We start from the raw sequence: 19,938 nt of genomic DNA on the forward strand, positions 1-19,938 counted from the left end.
CCAATTTGGGATTACTTCTTTTTTGGTTGTGCTAAAATAAGAGCATGGAGGCTTGATATGACATTTTATAGCGTTGATTACCTATCCAAACAAAACACTTTAACAAATACGATTGTGACCTTACTACTGGCTCTTACTTTTGTTCTATTGGCAGCGGGATTAGTGGCCACTTTTCGTCACCGGTTCAATACCCGGTACCGGGATTTGACCATCATTGCTTTTTTGATGTTTTTATTTTTTGCCGGAGTTCAGTTCACGAATTTACAAAGTACGAATACTAAGAATGCCCAACAAACACAGATGAGTAATTTTGTGAAATCTTATGTTCGTAACGAAAAAATTAAAAATGACGGTGTGTCCTTCAATTCGACTTCCCTTGTTGATGGCATGATTGCTAAAGAGGGTAGCAAGTATTATCAAATAGGTTTGGCCAAGGATGGTCAGTCCTACTCACGGACGCAAGTTTACTTGATTAACGCGAAGGTCGAGGTCAAAGAATGAGTATCTATTATCCAATTATCTTAAAATTAGGAATTGGTCTCTTAGCCCTAATTGTTCAAATTAATATTTCCGGGAAGGGGAATTTGGCGCCATCAAATGCCTTGGACCAAGTTCAAAATTATGTCTTGGGTGGTATTATTGGTGGAACGATTTATTCAGAGACGATTACCGTTTTTCAGTTTATTTTGGTCTTAATCATTTGGACCTTCTTAGTAATGTTGCTTAAATTTTTAAAGGAACATAACCATATCGCTAAAAAAATCATTGATGGAACACCTTCGATTGTGATTGAACGCGGAAAGGTTAATGTTGATGCGGTTGTGATGGCTGGTCAATCCGCCTCTGATTTAATGTTTAAGCTCCGTGAACAGGATATTTATGATATTTCCAAAGTTAAGCGTGGCGTCCTGGAACAAAACGGACAGCTAACAGTAATTGAGTACGGCGATCAAAATCCAAAGTACCCCATTATTTATGATGGTCAAGCCAACATGGATGTCTTGGATGCGATTGACCAAGATGAAGATTGGTTGGAAGACCAGGTTGTGGCTGCCGGTTACTCAGGCGTTTATGACATTTTCATTGGTGAGTACATCCAGGGAGAAATTCGCTTAACCCCGTATAATCAAAATTCAAGTAACAAGCGGGGCAAATAGCCCCAGAAGGGACACCTCTTGCAAGTAGAAAAAATCGTGAATCGTTTACGGGCGAGCAATATCTGGCAATTTTTAATGCCGGTCTTACTTGGCCCAGCATATTCGTGGTGGCGGTACCACCGGTTTTCATTTGTGAACAGTCTGGCTTTGGTGATAGCTGTAATCCTTTTAAAGGTTATCTGGACTTGGATTTGGACTAAAAAATCTATTGCTGACCGGCCCTTGACTCAGATTAACTGGTTGATTGATTTATTACTACCATACCTGTTAGTAGTCATCCAAATTTGGTTGAATACTGGCTTTCAAATTACTGGTGGGTTCTTGGTCGTTTGGTTTGGTGTTGCTTGGCCAATGATGTTACTGGCTTTAGCTATCCACCTAGCACCGGATGTCCGAAAATTCCGTTCTGAGGATTATAATTCCGAGGAAATGGGTCAGGTTCAAAGGCGGGCCGTGATTACACGACCGGTGTTCTTGGCTCTACCGGTTTTGGCCTATGGTGAAATCCTATTGTTGACTCTTTCTGGCTATATGCCACTACTAGCTTGGTCTTTAGTGGTCTTATTCCCACTGGTATTTGCACAGGCACTGGCAGTCGGGCTAGAATCTGATTTAGATAAATCGGCTGATTTGCCAATTCGCAATGTTTTTTTAACGGGAGCGGCCTTGATTTTAGTGCTCTTAGTAGCGGGTTAAGATTGGAAAATATCGGTAAACGAGTAAAAGCTTAATTTACGAGAGATAAAATTCACGTAAATTGGCTTTTTTTTTGAATACTTTTTTAATACTGACGGTGTATTGTCTTAAATAGGCAATGAATATGTCATTAGTTAACAAATTGTAAAAGAAACGATTTATCATTTGCTGAAGAATAATGCATAATGGACCTGTATCAACTGACAATAATAGGAGTAAAAAAATGCCACAAAAGATTAAGGCATCAATTGCTTATGGTGTTGGTAAGGGCTTTTCACAAGCCGAAGAAATTATCATTGATGATCCTAAGGGTGCAGAAGTCTTAATCGATATTCAAGCCTCAGGACTTTGTCATTCAGATTTGCACTTGGTAGAAGATGACGACGATTTATTCTCATTCCCAGCCGTCATTGGTCACGAAGTTTCAGGAATTGTTGAAGCTGTTGGTCCAAATGTTTCTGGTTTTAAAGTTGGTGACCACGTTGTTGCCTCTTTGGAACAAGTCTGTGGTCATTGTGCCAACTGCTTGAACGGTCAACCACAATCATGTACTCAGCAATATGAATGTGTTCGTGCTGAAGATGAAGCTCCCCGTTTGAGCTTCCCTGATGGCCGTGCCATTACTCAAGCATTTGGTGTTGGTGGTTTTGCTGAAAAGGCATTGATCCATGAAAACCAATTGGCCGTGGTCAATAATGAAATTCCATTTGACCAAGCTGCATGTATCGGTTGTGCTACGATTACTGGTGCCGGTGCTGCAATTAACTCAGCCAAGGTACGTCCTGGTGACTCAGTCGCTGTGATTGGAACTGGTGGTATCGGTTTGAACATGATTGCTGGTGCTAACATTGCTGGTGCAAGCAAGATTATCGCTATCGACGTTTTTGACAACAAGTTGGAGTTTGCCAAGAAGTTTGGTGCAACCCATACTATCAACTCAAAGACAGAAGACCCAATCGCTGCTGTTCGTGAAATCACGAATGGTGGGGTTGATGAAGCCTTTGAAGCCATTGGCTTCCCAGCCACAATGAAGCAAGCTTGGGATATGTTGGGTGTCGGTGGAACGGCTTATATGATTGGCTTGGCTAAGCCTGATGCAACCGTTGAACTTGAAATCAACCCAGTTGACCTACTTGTTCACCAACGTGGCTTTAAGGGTGTTTGGATGGGTTCAACGAACATCAAACACGATATTCCAATGTATGCAGACTTGGCTGTTGAAGGTCGCTTGAACATGCATGACTTGATTAGCCAACACATCCACTTGAACGACATTAACAAGGGCTACGAACAATTGGTTCGTGGTGAAGTTATTCGTTCTGTGATTACAACATTTTAATTTATAAATCAAAAAATAACTAGTATTCAAATCGTTCTTCTGCTGTCAGTAGAGGGGGGATGGTGAATGCTAGTTTTTTAATTTGCAGATGAATATAATAAAAGCTTACTGTTAACATAAAAAAAGTCCTAGACCGTGTGATGGGGTCTAGAACTTTTGCTTTACATAAATTGGTCAAGGTTTTCAACCGATTGAACTTGGTAGCGCTTGCGTTCAAGTTTCGTAATAATTTTACGTAAAACGGGTGAATCAATTGTTAAGGGTAGGGTGTAGAGAATTGATTTTGGTGCCGTCTTTTCAATTTGAATTGACAGAACAGATTCAATGTTAGTATACCGGGTGATAACCTTGGTAATTTGTTGGAGATTTCCCCGCTCTTCTTGCTTAGTTTTAACGGCTAAGGATACACCGCCCTTTTGGAGGGACCAAGACTGGGAAAGCAAATCCATTAATGATGAATGGGTTAAGACACCAACGAAATGGTGGGCATCATCAACGACTGCGATATATGGTAGGTCACGAATTGCGAAGAATAACTCGTAAAAGTCGGCCGAGTTGGAAATAAACTTGGTTGAGTTTCGCATCACGGATGTTGCTTTTTTACTGGTATCCCCATTACGGCTCACGTATTCATAGACGTGTTGACGGTAGATATTTCCTCGGAAAAGGTGGCCAGTTGAATCAAGAATTGGAATTGTCCGAATGTGGTCTGATTCTTTACTTTCAAAAAGGTTGTAAACTTCTTGAATCGTTGTATCTTCGCTGATAGTTAGCAATTGATTTTTAGGAATGATCAATGACTTTGGGAACATGAATTGCCTACCTTTATAAAAGTTGTCTCTTTGGTCTATCCTAACATATTTTCAAGAAAACTTGCGTGTTATAATGAAAGGAATAGTATATTAAATCAGATTGTTTGAAAGGAAACACCGATGAAATTTATTTTTGGTCTAGGAAACATAGGAGCGAGCTACGATCAAACCAGGCATAATATCGGTTTTATGGCTTTAGACCACTTTGCGGCCAGCCATAATGCTAGCTTTGTGCCAACTAAGTTGTTTGCTTCAGCTGCCAAGGTCCAAATCAATGGTGAAATCGTTTGGTTGGTCAAGCCAAGCACGTTCATGAATGACTCAGGTCAAGCCGTCCGGGCCTTTTTGGATTTTTATGGTGGAGATGTCGATGATATCTTGGTCTTGGCAGATGATATGGACTCGAACTTTGGTAAAATCCGTTTTCGGGCCAAGGGCTCAGCCGGAGGTCACAACGGGTTAAAGTCCATCATGGCCCACACTAAGAGTCAAGAATTTTTGCGACTCAAATTTGGGATTGGTCATCCTGACCATGACCACCAATCAGTGGTTAACTATGTCTTGGGTAAGTTTTCTAAAGAGGATTTGGCTTTTTGGGATGATGCCTTTGATAAAGTCGATCAAGCAATGGTTGATTGGATTGGTGGTGCAACGCCAGCCGAACTTAGCAACCAATATAATGGGTGAAAGATTACGTTAGCAAATTTTTTAGCACAAAAAGAAGTTATTCAAAATATTAATCGTCAACAAGAAGCCGGTCAACGCCAGCTTTTTTTGGGTATTAACGGTGCAGCGAAGGCAGCTTCCTTGGCCGCCTTATACGCGGATAAGCCTCAGCCAATCTTAGTATTGACTGACACTCAAGGTCACTTGGATGACTTAGCAACTGATTTGTCGGGCTTAGTCGCTGAAAATGATCTTTATAGTTTTTCGGCCGAAGAAGCCTTAGCCACTGAGTTAGCCATTTCTTCGAATTCATTAATTACGGACCGAGTGATGGCCTTAACCGCTTTGAGTCAAGGTCAACCCGGCATTTATTTGGCTAATTTGGCTGCCTTTACCCGCTTTGAACCAACAGTTGAAGACTTTTTAGCTAGTCAGCTGGATTTAAAGGTCGGGGAAAGTTATGACTTTGCTAAATTAAAGGCAGCCTTGTTAACCTTGGGCTACCACCTGGTATCCCGAGTTGAAAGCCCAGGAGACTTTGCCCAACGCGGATCAATTATTGATTTTTTCCCACCAATGAATGACCAACCCTACCGGCTTGATTTTTTTGATGATGAATTAGATGTGGTTAAGACCTTTGACCCGGCTACTCAAAAGAGTGCTGCCAACTTAAGCGAGGTCCAGGTTTTACCAGCGACAGACTTTGTGATTGATGCCGACCGGTACCAAAAAGGTAAAGACCAGCTTGAAACAACATTCAAGGAATACCGCCAGGGGCTAGCGGGTGTTGAAAAGAAGCATGCGACAGAAGGGTTCGACCAGACTCAACAGGCATTAAATGAAGGTCGGCGGGATCAGACAATTTTGCCCTATGCTCAAACCTTTTATCCGGAAAAAACGACGGTCCTCGATTACCTACCAGCAACAGGGCTGTTGGTAGTTGATGAATACGCCCGTATTCAGGAAAGTGAATTATCACAAAAAAACCTTGATGAAGATTGGCGAGACCAGCAGGTCAAAAACTACCAGTTATTGCCAACGATGGGGCTTCAGGCTGAATTGGGAGAGATTCTCAGCCGAGTTAAGCAAGCGGAACTCTATATTGCCAATTTCCAGCGTGGCCTAAATCGGTTAACTTTTCAGCACTTAACCGAGATTACTTCACGACCAGCCAACCAGTATTATGGTCAAATTCCGGCTATCTTACCTGACTTACAATTTGGACAAGACCGAGGTTTAACGGTGGTCATGTTGATTGCAGAGCAAACTCGGGCCGAAAACTTCGTGGCAGCATTGGCTGACCACGACTTACAGGTACCGATTAACCGCGAAATTCACCCTAACCAGGTCCAAGTTGTGATTGGATCACTCGGTGCCGGTTTTGAATGGCCGAAGGAGCACTTAACGGTCTTGACCGAACGGGAACTCTTTGACCAAGCACGGAAGCCGGTTGCTCGGCGAACTCGTAAAATTGCCAATGCCGAACGGTTGAAGTCTTATAACGAACTTCAAGTTGGCGACTACGTTGTTCATTTGAACCATGGAATTGGTCAGTACCAGGGCTTGGAAAGCCTGGAAGCCGATGGTGGCAAACAGGATTACTTGGTGATTGCCTACCAAAAGAATGCCAAGATTTTCTTGCCGGTTACCCAGTTGAACTTGATTCAAAAGTATATTGGCGGGTCTGATGCAGGTAAGAAGCCGAGAATCAATAAGCTTGGTGGAACGGAATGGCACAAGACTAAGGCTCAAGTCCAAAGTAAGATTGAAGACATTGCCGATGACTTGCTCGACTTGTACGCCCAACGAGAAGCTAAGCAGGGCTATGCTTTTCCACCGGATGATACTGCTCAATTAAAGTTTGATACGGCCTTTGCCTATCCGGAAACACCGGACCAAATCCGCAGTATCGAAGAAATCAAAGCGGATATGCAAAAAATTCGGCCAATGGACCGACTTTTGGTGGGGGATGTTGGTTTTGGTAAAACTGAAGTGGCCTTACGAGCCATTTTTAAGGCTGCTCATGCGGGGAAGCAGGTCGCCTTCTTAGCGCCAACGACCATCTTGGTTCAGCAGCATTATGAGACACTAGTCGAACGGTTCGCTGATTTTCCAGCGATTCGAATCGGCCATTTGTCCCGTTTTCAAACGGCAGCGGAAAATAAAAAAACCATCCAGGCTCTAAAGGACCACGAAATTGATATCGTGGTCGGCACCCACCGCCTCCTTAGTGCCGATGTTGAATTTGCTGATTTAGGCCTTTTGGTCATTGACGAAGAACAACGATTTGGGGTCAAGCACAAAGAGAAGCTGAAGCAAATCCGAACGGATGTTGATGTTTTGACCTTAACGGCAACACCAATCCCAAGAACGCTGAACATGGCGATGGTTGGGGCCCGGGACCTATCCGTGATTGAAACGCCACCGTTGAACCGGTATCCAATCCAAACCTATGTGGTTGAACTGGATTGGACCCTGGTCCGGGATGTGATTAGTAAGGAACTAGCCCGCAACGGGCAGGTCTTTTATTTGCATAACCGGGTGGCTGACTTGGAACGGATTGCCGATCAAATCCAAGATCTTGTGCCAGAAGCGCGAGTGGCTGTTATTCACGGTCAGATGTCGGAAGTGCAACTTGAAAGCATTCTCTATGCCTTTTTGAATCAAGAATTTGATGTCTTAGTGACGACAACCATTATTGAAACAGGGGTCGATATTCCCAATGCCAATACCTTGATTGTTGATAACGCCGACCACATGGGACTATCCCAGCTTTACCAACTTCGAGGCCGAGTTGGTCGGTCAGCACGGTTGGCCTACGCCTACTTTACCTATCCCTTTACGCGAACACCGAGTGAAGAGGGGCAAAAGCGGTTGGAAGCCATCCGTGACTTTACCGAATTGGGGTCCGGCTTTAAGATTGCCATGCGTGACCTTTCAATTCGGGGAGCTGGTGATTTGTTGGGAAAGCAGCAACACGGCTTCATTGATTCCGTTGGGTACGACCTCTATACTCAAATGTTGAAGGAAGCAGTGGCTCGCAAGCAGGGCGAAGATGTTCCAGACTCTACTAATACTGAACGAACGGACGCCGAATTGATTCTAGGTGTCTTGGCCTTTTTGCCAGACGACTATGTTGAGGATTCTGCTGAAAAGATTGAGCTATACCGTCAAATTCGACAGGCACAAAGTGATGAAGACTTTGAAAATGTTGAAAGCGATTTGATTGACCGCTTCGGTGACTTTCCAGATGAAGTTGGCCGACTCCTCTTGGTTTCAAGAATCAAAAATTTGGCTGATCAAGCCGAAGTTAGTCAAATCAGACGACAGAAAAACAAAGTCACAATTCGCTTTGCCGAGTCAATGACCAGCAGGCTAGCGGGTGAAACAATTTTTGCTGCTTTGCAAGACGTCCCTTATAAGGCTGTCGTTGATGGCAAGCAGGCAGAATTGGCTGTGACCTTGACCATTGATTTGAAGGAAGAATCAGCTTACTGGTTAAACAACCTCCGTAATTTTCTCTTAGTTATTTTAGACCTCACAAAAAAGGATGAAACAGATGCGAATTGATAAATTTTTGAAGTTATCACGGATTATTAAGCGCCGAGCAGTCGCTAAGGACTTAGCAGACCAAGGACGAATCGAAATTAACGATAAGCGGGCCAAGTCTGCCGCTAATGTCAGCACCAACGATTTGATTACGATTCACTTTGGTAATAAGACGATTGTTGTTAAGGTGTTGAAGCTAGCCGAAATTGTCAAAAAGGACGAGGCAGCCGAAATGTATGAACTAGTTTCCGAAAGTTATGAGCAGGATAAGGAAAATGAATAGGGATTGTTACGATAAAGTTAAATTTATTTAAAGCTTTGCGATTGAGTCTTGCATGTCTTGTGAACATATGACAAAATAAAAGTCATGAGGAGTAAGACGATGGCAGAAAATAGTCGACGACAATCTAATATTCGACCATTGAACCCGCGGATTGCTCAACAAATCGTGGCTTCGGATGCCAAGCGTGAGGCAGGTCACAAGCATTTCAAACGGGCCCATCGTTTACGACGGAAGCGCATCATTGGGGCCGGTCTTGCTGTGGCTTGTGTCTTCTTGGTCCAACTTGTTTTGGGTCAAGTCCGCTTGCACGCAGCTAATCAAACGCTCAATAAAACTGAATTAACTTTGCAAAAAACGCAAAAGGATAACCAAGATTTGCGTAAAAAGTCGGAGCAACTAAAAGACCCGGCTTACTTACAACAAATTTTGCGTGATAAGTATGGGTACTCTCGCAAGGGTGAGATTATTTATAATTTACCAAATCAATCCTGATGATTGCTTGAGCCACCAATTTGGTGGCTTTTTATGTGGACCGGACTAAGAATGACTAATAAAATTGCACACACAATCAAAAATGAGACTTGGCCTGAAAAAGTTGTTTTGGCGGTATCGGGCGGGCTTGATTCAACAGTGCTGCTGGCCGCCTTTCACCAATTTGCACCCACAGTCAGCGTTGTTGTGGCCCATGTGAACTATCAGCTGAGACCTGAAGCTGATGGGGATGCAGCCTTTGTTGAGAAAATGTCTGAAAAATATGGCCTGCCCTTTTACCAAAAAACGGTTAGTACTAAAAGCCAGACTGGCGTCGAAGAATGGGCTCGGCAAGTACGTTACCAATTTTTTGACGAAATTGCTCAAAAAACAGGGGCAACCCAAGTCGTCTTAGCCCAGCACCAAGATGACCAAGTCGAAACGTTATTACTGCAACTCATTCGGGGTGGGGTTAACCAGCCCAAAATCGGTATGGTAGCGAATACTGGTTACTATCGTCGGCCATTTTTAGGGTTAACCAAAGCAGACTTAAAGGCGTATGCAATAAGCGCGAATCTTAATTGGCGGGAAGATTCAACGAATGCAGACCCGACCTATACGGGCCGAAATAAATTACGAAACGAAATTATTCCAGCTTTAGCGACCATTAACGCCAAAGCTGTCAGCCACTTGGCGGAATTTGCTCAAGTCGAACAGCAAAAACAAAGGCTATTGTCGGAACAGGTGGAAACTTATTTGCCCAGCTTTAAGGAAGATTATCAAAGTGTGCCATCGTCTTGGTGGCAACAAATCCTCAATGCTTATTTACGGAAAGCCGGAGCTTATCAAGTAAAGAACCGGTCGATTGATGATTTTTTGGAACTTCTGCATAACCAACAAAAACCGAATGGCCAGGTTAACCTGGGGAATGGTTTTGTCTTGGTCAAGGAATACCAAAAAATTAAACTTTTAAATGAACAAAATGCCCAAAAAATTCAAAAAAATGGCCGAAAGGCTAAAGGACTTGTGTTAAAATTAGACCAATGGCAATTTTTTGACCAAGGAAAACTCCAGTGGGCAAGTCAAAAGCCGGGACAAGCTGATCAAATCTTAGTATTACCAGATGATATAACTGGTGATTTGGAACTGATTCAGGCTCAACCGGCGGATAAAGTTCCACTGCGAGTTGGCAGCAAAACAGTCAGAAGGCTGTTGATTGATCAAAAAATACCGGTCGCAAACCGAGCTAAAACATGGTTGTTGAAAGACCAAAATGATCATGTTTTGGCTGTCTGGTTAGGCCAATCGTCCTGGTATTGCCCAGGGGATTGGCACCGTCCGAAGATAGCTAAGCAATGGGTAGTATGGCGAATTGAGGAAAATCAGTGAATAACGATATTGAAGAAGTGCTGTTTAATCAAGAACAGATTAACGAAGCGGCCGTGCGGTTGGGCCAAACGATTACCAAGGATTACGCAGGTCGTAAGCCTTTGGTGCTGTCCGTGTTAAAGGGTGCCTACCTGTGGACAGCGGATGTCATTCGTGAAATTGACCTCTACGTTGATTTAGAATTTATTAAAATTTCTTCTTATCATGGTGGGGTTACTTCATCCAATGATATTCAATTGGTTACTGACATTCAATCTGACGTGAAGAACCGCGATGTCTTGATTTTAGAAGATATTGTTGATACTGGTCAGTCTTTGCAATATTTGAAGGACTTGTTGAAAGACCGGGGGGCAAATTCTGTGCAGGTCGCAACTTTCTTGGATAAAAAAGAGGGCCGGAAAGTTGAAATTGAAGCTGATTATGTTGGCTTTGATGTCCGCAATGAATTTGTTGTTGGTTATGGACTAGATTATGCTGGTGTCTACCGCAACTTGCCTTACGTTGGCATTTTGAAAAAAGATATTTATAGTTAAACGTAGTTTAATTTTCGAAAACTATAATAATTGCAGAAATTTTAAACAAGAATGAGGATTTCCGATGAAAAAAAATAATGGTGGTTTCTTCCGAAGCTCCTTTCTCTATGTCATCATTTTCTTGGCAGTTATTGCTGGAATATACTCCTTAGTTGGTGGATCAGGAAGTGGCAGCAAGTCACTGTCATCATCTGAATTTGTTCAGCAATTGTCTGATAAAGAAATTGATTCATTTACGATTCAGCCTGGCAACGACGTCTATACTGTTTCTGGAACATATAAGTCAAGCCACAAAGCTGACTCAAGTAAGAGTCAGGGCATTAATGGCCTGCTTTCAGGTAAGACAGAAACGACAAAGTTTAGTACTTCTGTCTTGCAAAATGATTCTTCTTTGAAGCAAATCACGGATTTGGCCAAGAAGACTAATACTGATATGACAACTAAGGGTGCTGCATCATCTGGCTTCTGGTTGAACTTGATTATTTCAGTTGTACCTTTGCTCTTGATTGTTGGTGTCTTCTACTTGATGATGTCACAATCTAGTGGTAAGGGTGGCCAAGGCGGCATGATGGGATCCTTTGGAAAGTCAAAGGCTAAGCCATCTGACCCCAAGGATAACAAGGTTCGCTTTGAAAACGTTGCCGGTTCTGATGAGGAAAAAGAAGAATTGGTCGAAGTTGTTGAATTCTTGAAGGCCCCAAAGAAGTTCGTTGATATGGGTGCCCGGATTCCAAAGGGTGTCTTGCTTGAGGGACCTCCCGGAACTGGTAAGACATTGTTGGCCAAGGCCGTTGCTGGTGAAGCATCTGTGCCATTCTTCTCAATGTCTGGATCAGACTTCGTGGAAATGTTTGTTGGAGTTGGGGCATCACGTGTCCGCGACTTATTCGAACAAGCCAAGAAGGCTGCTCCTGCCATCATCTTTATTGATGAAATTGATGCCGTTGGTCGCCGTCGTGGCTCTGGTGTCGGTGGTGGTAACGATGAACGTGAACAAACTTTGAACCAAATCTTGATCGAAATGGATGGATTTGAAAACTCAGAGGGTGTTATCATTTTGGCATCAACTAACCGTTCTGACGTTTTGGACCCAGCTTTGCTTCGTTCTGGTCGTTTTGACCGAAAGATTTTGGTTGGTTCACCAGACGTTAAGGGCCGTGAAGCTATCTTGAAGGTTCACGCTAAGAACAAGCCATTAGCACCGGAAGTTGATTTGCAAGCAATTGCTCATCAAACTCCAGGTTATGTCGGGGCCGATTTGGAAAACTTATTGAACGAAGCAGCCTTGTTGGCCGCCCGTCGAGATAAGAAGTTAATTGATTCAGCTGATTTGGATGAAGCTGAGGACCGAATTTTCCAAGGACCTGCTAAGGCTAACCGGGCCATGTCCGAGTTGGAACGGAAGACAACCGCCTTCCACGAAGCTGGTCACGCCTTAGTTGGTTTGGTTCGCTCGAATGCATCCGTTGTTCGAAAGGTTACTATCGTTCCTCGTGGTCGCATTGGTGGTTATGCCTTGATGACGCCAAAGACTGACCGTTATAATATTCGTTACTCCGAAGCTAAGGAACAATTAGCTGGTTTGATGGGTGGACGAGCTGCCGAGTTGGCAACATTTAATGAGGCCTCTTCAGGGGCAGCTAATGATTTCCAACAAGCAACGAATTTGGCTCGCCAAATGGTAACTGCTTATGGGATGTCTGAAAAGTTGGGTATGGTTCAATTAGAAGGAAATGCTTCTGTTGGCTATAGCGAACAAGGTGGTTCTCAGGGTTACTCTGATGAAACTGCTGCATTGATTGATGAAGAAGTTCGTCGCTTTACGCGCGAAGCCTTCGAAGATGCAACTAAGATTTTGACTGAAAACAAGGAAAAGCTGGCACAAATTGCCAACGCCTTGCTCGAAGTTGAATCATTGGACGAAAAGCAAATTAAGGACATCTACGAAACTGGTCACTTCACTAAAAAAGGTGAAGAGGGCGAGGAAGACGCTAAGTCATACGATGAAACTAAGGCAGCTTTGAACCATAAAGAAGACGAAGTTGAAGAAGCTGAAGAGAAGGGTGCAGAAAACCCAACGAAGCCACTTGATCAAGATAATGACCAAGCGGAAGCAGCTGATGATACACCGGATTCTGATAAATAAGTTTGATAAAAAGTTGGCTTAGGCCGGCTTTTTCTTTTACAATAATAAAAGATGAATTAAAAGGAAAAAGGAACATATGGCAGATCAACTAATCAAAGTAATTACCAAGGATAAGGCTTTCCGAGCCTTTGCCATTGATGGCACACAATTAGTGGCTAAGGCTGCTGAAGCCCACAATGCCTCACGAATTGCGACCGTCGTCTTGGGTCGGGCTTTGTTAGCGACAGAAATCTTAGCTCAAGCAATTTTGAAGGGCGAGGAACGGCTTGGCGTTCAAATGGATGGCCGTGGGCCAATCGGTAAGGTCGTGACTGAAGCTAACGCCCATGGGGCTGTTCGTGGATATGTCACCAACCCACAGCTGGAACCAATCGTTAATGATGAAGACCAATTAAATATTGCTGGAGCTGTTGGAAACCATGGCTCTTTCCAGGTGACCAAGTTAGCACCCTACTCAAAGCCATATATTGGTCAATCAATTATTGTTTCGGGTGAAATTGGTGATGATTTTACCTATTACTTGACTCAATCAGAACAAATCCCATCCGTAATTGGTGTCGGTGTGACAATGAACGCTGACGGGACTGTTGCCCAAGCTGGTGGATTTTTAGTCCAAGCCTTACCTGGCACTACTGATGCTCAGTTAGATGATTTGGACCAAAAGCTTAAGCAAATGAAACCTCTTGCTGAATTGTTGGCAGAGAAGAAGGGACCATTGGTTATTTTGGACAACTTGATTGGCCAAGGAAACTATACATCATTGGATTCGGTCTCTGTTGGTTTGGCAGCCGAACCAGCCAAGGATGCCTATGCCGAAATGTTGGCGACATTGCCTTCCCATGAAGTCCAGGCAATGATTGACGAAGACGGCGGGGCCGAGGTAGTTGGTCGGTTCTCAGGGAAAAAACACTACTTTGAAGCAGCTGAATTAGAAAAGATTTTAAAAACAGTATTGGAACGTGAGGCTCGGGCAGAAGAAGGTGATGAGACAGACCAAGACCAAGATGACTCAAAGGACAACAAATAAGTCTTAAAAGGGCGAAACCAAGCGGTTTGCCCCTTTTGTCTAGGCCAAGCATTTGTTATACTAAAACAAGATAAATAAGCGAATTTTCGCCAACAGGAAGGTAGATACACATGGCTGAAGAAAAAGCCTTAAATGATCAAATGGTTGCCCGCCGTCAAAAGATGAAGGGCCTCGTTGATGATTTAAGTATTGATCCATTTGGACATCGGTTTGATCGGGATGCATTAGCAGCTGATCTCCATGCTAAGTATGATCAAAAGACCCAAGAAGAACTAGAGGCAGCACCAGTGAAGGTTGTTGTTGCTGGTCGTTTGGTGGCTAAACGTGGCGCAGGAAAAGTTATCTTTGCTGACTTGCGCGACCGTTCTGGAGAAGTTCAAATCTATGCTCGTCGCGACGACTTGGGTGAAAATTACCCGATCATCAAGCGTGCTGATTTGGGTGACTTTTTGGGAATTGAAGGAACGATGATGAAGACTGAGGCTGGGGAATTAACCATCTTGGTTTCTCATCTTACTCATTTGTCAAAGGCTTTGCGCCCAATGCCTGACAAGTTCCACGGAATTGCTGATGTCGAAACGAAGTACCGTAAGCGCTACTTGGATTTGATTGCTAACAAGGATTCTTTGGCTCGGTTCCAAAACCGGTCAAAGATTGTTTCTGCTATCCGTGCTTACATGGATGGGCATGACTTCTTGGAAGTTGAAACACCAATCTTGCAAACACAAGCTGGTGGAGCTGCAGCTAAGCCATTTATTACACACCACAATGCTTTGAACATTGATATGTACATGCGAATTGCCACTGAGCTTTATTTGAAGCGCTTAGTGGTTGGTGGAATGGAACGAGTTTATGAAATCGGTCGGATTTTCCGAAATGAAGGAATGGACCCTAAGCACAATCCTGAATTTACCACGATGGAATCTTATGCTGCCTACTGGGACTTCACTGATGTGATGGATGAAACAGAGGGCATCATTCGAGCAGCTGCTGTTGTTGTCCACCCTGACTTGAAGTTGTCTTATCAAGGGACAGCCATTGATTTGAGCCAAGCATTTGCGCGCAAGCATATGGTTGATTTGATTAAGGAAAAGACTGGCGTTGATTTCTGGCAAGAAATGTCAATCGAAGAAGCCCGCCAATTAGCTGATGACCACCACGTTAAGTACGAGCCTTACTGGCAAGTTGGTCACATCATCAACGAATTCTTTGAACAATTCGTTGAAGATACGCTTGAACAGCCAACCTTTGTTTACGGTCACCCGGTTGAAGTTTCACCATTGGCCAAGAAGAACGCGGATGATCCTCGTTTTACTGACCGATTTGAACTTTATATCATGGGGGCAGAGTACGGAAATGCCTTTACGGAATTGAATGATCCAATCGACCAACGGGCCCGTTTCGAAGCACAGGCAGCTGAACGCGATAACGGTAACGATGAGGCCGAAGCAATCGATGAAGACTTCTTAGAGGCCTTGGAATACGGTATGCCGCCTACAGGTGGTTTGGGAATCGGAATTGACCGGTTGGTGATGCTCTTAACGGATGCAGCCTCAATTCGCGATGTTGTTTTGTTCCCAACGATGCGCCCATAATTTAATCAAATTAATTAAAAAAGTGTTGACGTGCTGAGCCAGCTATTGTATACTTATCTAGTTGAGCAAAGCACATCATTCCGACTTAGCTCAGTTGGTAGAGCACCTGACTGTTAATCAGGTTGTCGCCGGTTCGAGCCCGGCAGTCGGAGTTTTGAAAGGAAGCAAGAATTTATTCTTGCTTCCTTTTTTTATGCTATTTTACACTTTAAAATCTAATTTTAATTTAATTTTATCCTTTTAATCATTGCTAAAACAGCATGAAACGACTATAGTAAATACAACGTTTAGAGTCACTTTAGTGTGTGAAGAGGTAAGAGGGCAATAAAATGGAAATAGTTGATTCAACTCAATCGGGGCATCTTGGTTTGGAATATAGTAAGCAACAGCAGTTAACCTTTTGGTCGACAACAGCCGGGTTCTTTTTAGAAAATATTGACGTGATGTTTGTCTCATTGACCCTATCGTCGATGATAGCTGCCTTTCACATTAGCAACTTTGCGGGGGGCTTGGTGGCAACCATTTATACCTTTGGTAGTCTCTTAGGTGGTTTGGTTTTCGGTATGGTTGCTGATCGAATTGGTCGAGCTAAGGTTTTCGTTTGGACACTCTTTATCGTGGCCTTTGCAACTGTTGGTATGTTTTTTGCTAATAATATTGAAACGGTTTATCTCTTTCGTTTTATCGTTGGAATCGGAATTGGAGCCGAATATGGAACCGGGGTAGCTTTAGTTGCTGAATCGTTTTCTGGAAAAGAAATGGGTCGGCTGATGGCTTTAATTCAGGTTGGCTGTGAAGCCGGATCTGCAACAGCAGCTTTAATTGCTGCAGTTATTATTCCGGTCCTTGGTTGGCATGCAGTTTTCTTATTCGGTCTTTTGCCAGTTGTCTTTGCTTTTTTGATTCGCATCCATTTGCGCGATAGTAGCAGTTTTGCTGAGCAAAAGCAGAGACGTGCGGAGCGAAAAGAATCTGCAAGCGAACGTCTGCCAATTATAGCTGTTTTTAAAACGCCGCAGTTAGCTCTACAGACCGTTGGTTTGAGTTTAATGATGATGGTCCAGGCAGGTGGTTATTATGGTTTGATGAACTGGTTACCCAAGATTTTGCAAAAGAAACTGGGAATTTCGACTTCATCATCATTACTTTGGATGATTGCTACCTTATTCGGTATATCAGTTGGTATGTATGTCTTTGGTATTTTGTTTGATAAGTTGGGCGCCCGTAAGTCATTTGGAATTTACTTGTTGGTTGGAGCTGCCTCAGTCTACGCTTTGCTCTTTGCCCGAGATGGTTTGACATTGCTATTAACATTAGTATTTGTTGGCTTCTTTACTAGTGGGACCTATGGTGGTTTTGGAGTTGTCACGTCACGCCTATATGGAACTGAGGCACGAGCAACGGCAAATTCAGTTGTTTCTTCGGTTGGAAAAGTACTTGGTGGTTTTTTCCCGACAATTATTGGGTTGATGATGGACAAGACATCCTTGTCAGTTGTTATGATGTTTTTCTCTGGAATTTACCTCTTTTCCTTTGTGGTCATGCTCTTAATGCCGGCATTTAAAAATCAAAAATTACAGACAAAATAAGGTGATAACCAGGATCAGGTCCTGGTTTTTTCTTTGTCTTGCAAATTATTCACTTTCTTTACGATTTGCTGAAAATTTGTCATAAATTTAATCTTGTCAAGGTTAGAAAATCCGGCTATGATAGTCAATAGTGATTTGTCAATCCCGACAACACTGGAGAAATAAATGGCGACCGTGATCGTCAATTTTGAAAGGAAGTTTTTTTAGTATGGCAGATATTACCTTTGCGCAAAAAAATGAAGCTTTGCGCCACAAGCACTTTAGTAAGAATCAGAAGTTGACCCTCTGGTCAACGACTGCAGGATTTGGTTTGGAGAACATGGACGTGATGTTCATTTCCTTCGCCCTTTCCTCAATCATCGCCTCATTGCACATCAGTAACTTTGCTGGTGGTTTGTTGGCAACAGTCTTTTCCTTAGGGTCATTGGCAGGAGGCCTATCCTTTGGACTCTTGGCTGACCGGTTTGGCCGGGCCCACATCTTTACTTGGACTTTGGTGATTGTGGCCTTCGCCACAGCCGGAATGTACTTTGCCCATAACATTTGGACTTTGTATGCTCTCCGCTTTATCGTTGGTGCCGGAACTGGGGCTGAATATAGTGCTGGTGTGACAATGGTTGCCGAAGCTTTTGAAGGCAAGAAGATTGGCCGCTTGATGTCAATCGTACAAATCGGTGGCCAGGGTGGATCAATCATTGCCGCCTTAGCAGCTGCCTACATGATTCCTCACTTCGGTTGGAACTCATTGTTCTTAGTTGGTTTGATTCCAGTCATCTTCGCCTTCATCATTCGTTTGAACTTGAAGGATAGTGACGAATTCGAACAAGCTAAAGAAGCACGTGAAGCTAAAATTGTTGAAACACCAAAGGTCCCAATGGCTGAAGTCTTTAAGACACCGGCCTTGGCCTTGCAAACAATTGGTTTAATCTTGATGATGATGGTGCAAACTGGTGGTTACTATGGTTTGATGAACTGGTTGCCAAAGATTATGCAAAAGCAATTGCACCTTTCAGTTTCATCTTCATCAATGTGGATGATTGCCACAATCGTGGGAATGTCTTTGGGAATGTATGCCTTTGGAACAATTTTGGATAACTTTGGTCCACGTCGCGCCTTTGGAATTTTCTTATTGGTCGCTGCGGCAGCAGTTTACCTCTTGCCAATGGCTAACAACGCCTTCAGCTTATTGTTGATTACCATGATGGTTGGATTCTTCTCAAATGGTATGTACGGTGGTTACGGTGTGATTGTTTCACGCTTGTACGGGGTTGATATTCGAGTAACAGCGAACTCAGTTGTTTCATGTACTGGAAAGCTTTTGGGTGGCTTCTTCCCACCATTGGTTGGTCTAATGATGGATAAGACTTCATTACCAGTTGTGATGATGTTCTTTTCAGCCATTTACCTCTTCTCATTTGTGATCATGATGTTGATCCCAGCCTTGAAGAAATTAGAAGCTTAATAAATTAACGATAAAGAAAAAAGACGTTCACGGCGTCTTTTTTCTTTGTTTTTAATTCATGTTGATAAAGAGTGGTCATTGACAAGGTTATCACCGGGTGAGAACCATTGTTTTATTTAACAACGGCAAAACCACCAGTCCAACCAATTTGTTCACGGGCAGCAAGGGTTAATTGTAAGAACCCTAAGGCTTCTAGTTCTTGTGCGCGGCTAAGGGAACCTGCATCAAGAACGGTGAGGTCGCTGCCAGTCAGGGCTTTTGTTAGCAAGTCTTTGCCGGTTTGGTCGTCGCCGGCAGTTAAGACGGTCGTTTGGTTAGGTCCTACCTTACCAGTTGCTAAAGTGGCGGCAAAGGTTGTATTGAAAGCCTTTAGAACCTTAGTATCTGGTAAGAGTTCTTGAAGCAGACTAGTGGCTGAACTGGCAGCAGGAACTTCCAAACTGTCAAAGGTTTGAAAATTAACTGGGTTAGTAGTTTCAAAGACGGTCTTACCAGTCAGTGCTGTCTTGTATTTCTCAGCGATGCTGGTCAAGGCCGCGTAGGGAACGGCTAAAACAACTAGGTCTGCTAGGTCAGTTGCTGGTGTTTCTGATGTGACGTAGGCCACTTCATTGCCTGCTTTTTCGAATTGGGATCCGATGGCTGATCCCATGTTGCCTTTACCAAATATTGTGATTTTCATGTGATTCTCCTTTGCTGCCTATTTGCCGTCATTTTAATCTTAAAAGGTGACCAAGTCAAAAAGAGATTGCCGAGCTTTTATTAAAAAACAATTGACACTTTCTTTAGAAAATGGCATAATATAATAGTTGTTTTGAACAACTAGTTATTCCGACTTAGCTCAGTTGGTAGAGCACCTGACTGTTAATCAGGTTGTCGCCGGTTCGAGCCCGGCAGTCGGAGTTACTTCGCCGATGTAGCTCAGTTGGTAGAGCGCGGGTATCGTAAACCTGAGGTCGAAGGTTCGAAACCTTTCGTCGGCATCAAAAAAAACGTTACGAATTCATTATTGGATTCGTGACGTTTTTTGTTTACTATTCAGGGGATTGAAAAATAAAAAAGGAAGACTTTAAGGTCTTCCCGACAGATCGAAGCTAGTTAGTTGGCTGAGCATGGAGAGAGTGAGTGGGGTTATTCATAATTGATATGGACATCGGAAACATGTTTAGCAAACTAACTAGTTAGGTTCATTAGAAAGGCCTTCGACAACCCTTCTGTCTATAA

General features: G+C 43.3%; 17 protein-coding genes and 3 tRNA genes. 18 read left to right on the top strand and 2 right to left on the bottom strand.

Annotation, left to right across the window (positions count from 1 at the left end):
- Positions 1-57 precede the first annotated feature (57 nt).
- The 4 genes from AOQ29_RS01470 (at position 58) to AOQ29_RS01485 (ending at position 3,192) form a co-directional block, all read left to right on the top strand.
- The gene (locus AOQ29_RS01470) at positions 58-501 is read left to right on the top strand and encodes a DUF3290 family protein (protein WP_061992782.1); all 444 of its coding nucleotides are present in this window, start codon (positions 58-60) and stop codon (positions 499-501) included.
- The gene (locus AOQ29_RS01475) at positions 498-1,157 is read left to right on the top strand and encodes a DUF421 domain-containing protein (RefSeq protein WP_061992783.1); all 660 of its coding nucleotides are present in this window, start codon (positions 498-500) and stop codon (positions 1,155-1,157) included. Before AOQ29_RS01470 ends, AOQ29_RS01475 begins: the two co-directional genes overlap by 4 nt.
- Before the next feature lie 18 nt (positions 1,158-1,175).
- The gene (locus AOQ29_RS01480) at positions 1,176-1,853 is read left to right on the top strand and encodes a hypothetical protein (protein WP_114674975.1); all 678 of its coding nucleotides are present in this window, start codon (positions 1,176-1,178) and stop codon (positions 1,851-1,853) included.
- Positions 1,854-2,076: 223 nt separating this feature from the next.
- A complete protein-coding gene (locus AOQ29_RS01485) occupies positions 2,077-3,192 on the top strand; it encodes a zinc-binding dehydrogenase (protein WP_061992785.1) in 1,116 nt (371 codons plus the stop codon).
- A 161-nt stretch (positions 3,193-3,353) separates the two neighbouring features.
- On the opposite strand, the gene cbpA is transcribed toward AOQ29_RS01485, so the two are convergent.
- On the bottom strand, positions 3,354-4,004 hold the full coding sequence (gene cbpA, locus AOQ29_RS01490; RefSeq protein WP_061992786.1) for a cyclic di-AMP binding protein CbpA: 651 nt from the start codon (positions 4,002-4,004) through the stop codon (positions 3,354-3,356).
- A 120-nt stretch (positions 4,005-4,124) separates the two neighbouring features.
- Here cbpA and pth point away from each other — a divergent pair, with 120 nt between their 5' ends.
- The 12 genes from pth to AOQ29_RS01550 all read left to right on the top strand — a co-directional run bounded on the left by pth (position 4,125) and on the right by AOQ29_RS01550 (position 18,714).
- The gene (gene pth / locus AOQ29_RS01495) at positions 4,125-4,691 is read left to right on the top strand and encodes an aminoacyl-tRNA hydrolase (RefSeq protein WP_061992787.1); all 567 of its coding nucleotides are present in this window, start codon (positions 4,125-4,127) and stop codon (positions 4,689-4,691) included.
- A gap of 3 nt (positions 4,692-4,694) precedes the next feature.
- On the top strand, positions 4,695-8,240 hold the full coding sequence (gene mfd, locus AOQ29_RS01500) for a transcription-repair coupling factor (protein ID WP_061992788.1): 3,546 nt from the start codon (positions 4,695-4,697) through the stop codon (positions 8,238-8,240).
- Positions 8,230-8,502, top strand: coding sequence for an RNA-binding S4 domain-containing protein (locus AOQ29_RS01505; RefSeq protein WP_061992789.1), 273 nt, complete (start codon positions 8,230-8,232; stop codon positions 8,500-8,502). Before mfd ends, AOQ29_RS01505 begins: the two co-directional genes overlap by 11 nt.
- Before the next feature lie 99 nt (positions 8,503-8,601).
- A complete protein-coding gene (locus AOQ29_RS01510) occupies positions 8,602-8,994 on the top strand; it encodes an FtsB family cell division protein (RefSeq protein ID WP_061992790.1) in 393 nt (130 codons plus the stop codon).
- Positions 8,995-9,045: 51 nt separating this feature from the next.
- On the top strand, positions 9,046-10,362 hold the full coding sequence (tilS, locus tag AOQ29_RS01515; RefSeq protein ID WP_158530736.1) for a tRNA lysidine(34) synthetase TilS: 1,317 nt from the start codon (positions 9,046-9,048) through the stop codon (positions 10,360-10,362).
- Positions 10,359-10,895 (top strand): hypoxanthine phosphoribosyltransferase, encoded by a 537-nt coding sequence (gene hpt, locus AOQ29_RS01520; protein WP_061992792.1) that lies wholly within the window; start codon positions 10,359-10,361, stop codon positions 10,893-10,895. Before tilS ends, hpt begins: the two co-directional genes overlap by 4 nt.
- 64 nt (positions 10,896-10,959) lie before the next feature.
- Entirely contained in the window at positions 10,960-13,041 is a 2,082-nt protein-coding gene (gene ftsH, locus AOQ29_RS01525) for an ATP-dependent zinc metalloprotease FtsH (RefSeq protein WP_061992793.1), read from the top strand.
- Between the two features lie 76 nt (positions 13,042-13,117).
- Entirely contained in the window at positions 13,118-14,068 is a 951-nt protein-coding gene (gene hslO, locus AOQ29_RS01530) for an Hsp33 family molecular chaperone HslO (RefSeq protein ID WP_061992794.1), read from the top strand.
- Between the two features lie 110 nt (positions 14,069-14,178).
- On the top strand, positions 14,179-15,663 hold the full coding sequence (gene lysS, locus AOQ29_RS01535; RefSeq protein WP_061992795.1) for a lysine--tRNA ligase: 1,485 nt from the start codon (positions 14,179-14,181) through the stop codon (positions 15,661-15,663).
- 79 nt (positions 15,664-15,742) lie between these two features.
- Positions 15,743-15,815: transfer RNA gene (locus AOQ29_RS01540), tRNA-Asn, on the top strand.
- Between the two features lie 177 nt (positions 15,816-15,992).
- Complete coding sequence (locus tag AOQ29_RS01545) at positions 15,993-17,252, top strand: MFS transporter (protein WP_061992796.1); 1,260 nt, start codon at positions 15,993-15,995, stop codon at positions 17,250-17,252.
- Positions 17,253-17,460: 208 nt separating this feature from the next.
- Positions 17,461-18,714 carry an MFS transporter gene (locus tag AOQ29_RS01550; protein ID WP_061992797.1) on the top strand — a complete coding sequence of 418 codons (1,254 nt, stop codon included), beginning with the start codon at positions 17,461-17,463 and terminating at the stop codon, positions 18,712-18,714.
- 112 nt (positions 18,715-18,826) lie between these two features.
- Here the strand turns inward: AOQ29_RS01550 and AOQ29_RS01555 are convergent, their stop codons facing one another.
- Positions 18,827-19,396, bottom strand: coding sequence for an NADPH-dependent F420 reductase (locus AOQ29_RS01555; protein WP_061992798.1), 570 nt, complete (start codon positions 19,394-19,396; stop codon positions 18,827-18,829).
- 148 nt (positions 19,397-19,544) lie between these two features.
- Between AOQ29_RS01555 and AOQ29_RS01560 the strand changes: the two genes are divergently transcribed.
- Positions 19,545-19,617 (top strand) — tRNA-Asn (locus AOQ29_RS01560).
- 7 nt (positions 19,618-19,624) lie between these two features.
- A tRNA-Thr gene (locus tag AOQ29_RS01565) sits at positions 19,625-19,697 on the top strand.
- Positions 19,698-19,938 lie beyond the last annotated feature (241 nt).

The organism is Fructobacillus ficulneus, from assembly GCF_001047075.2.
Taxonomy (GTDB): domain Bacteria; phylum Bacillota; class Bacilli; order Lactobacillales; family Lactobacillaceae; genus Fructobacillus; species Fructobacillus ficulneus.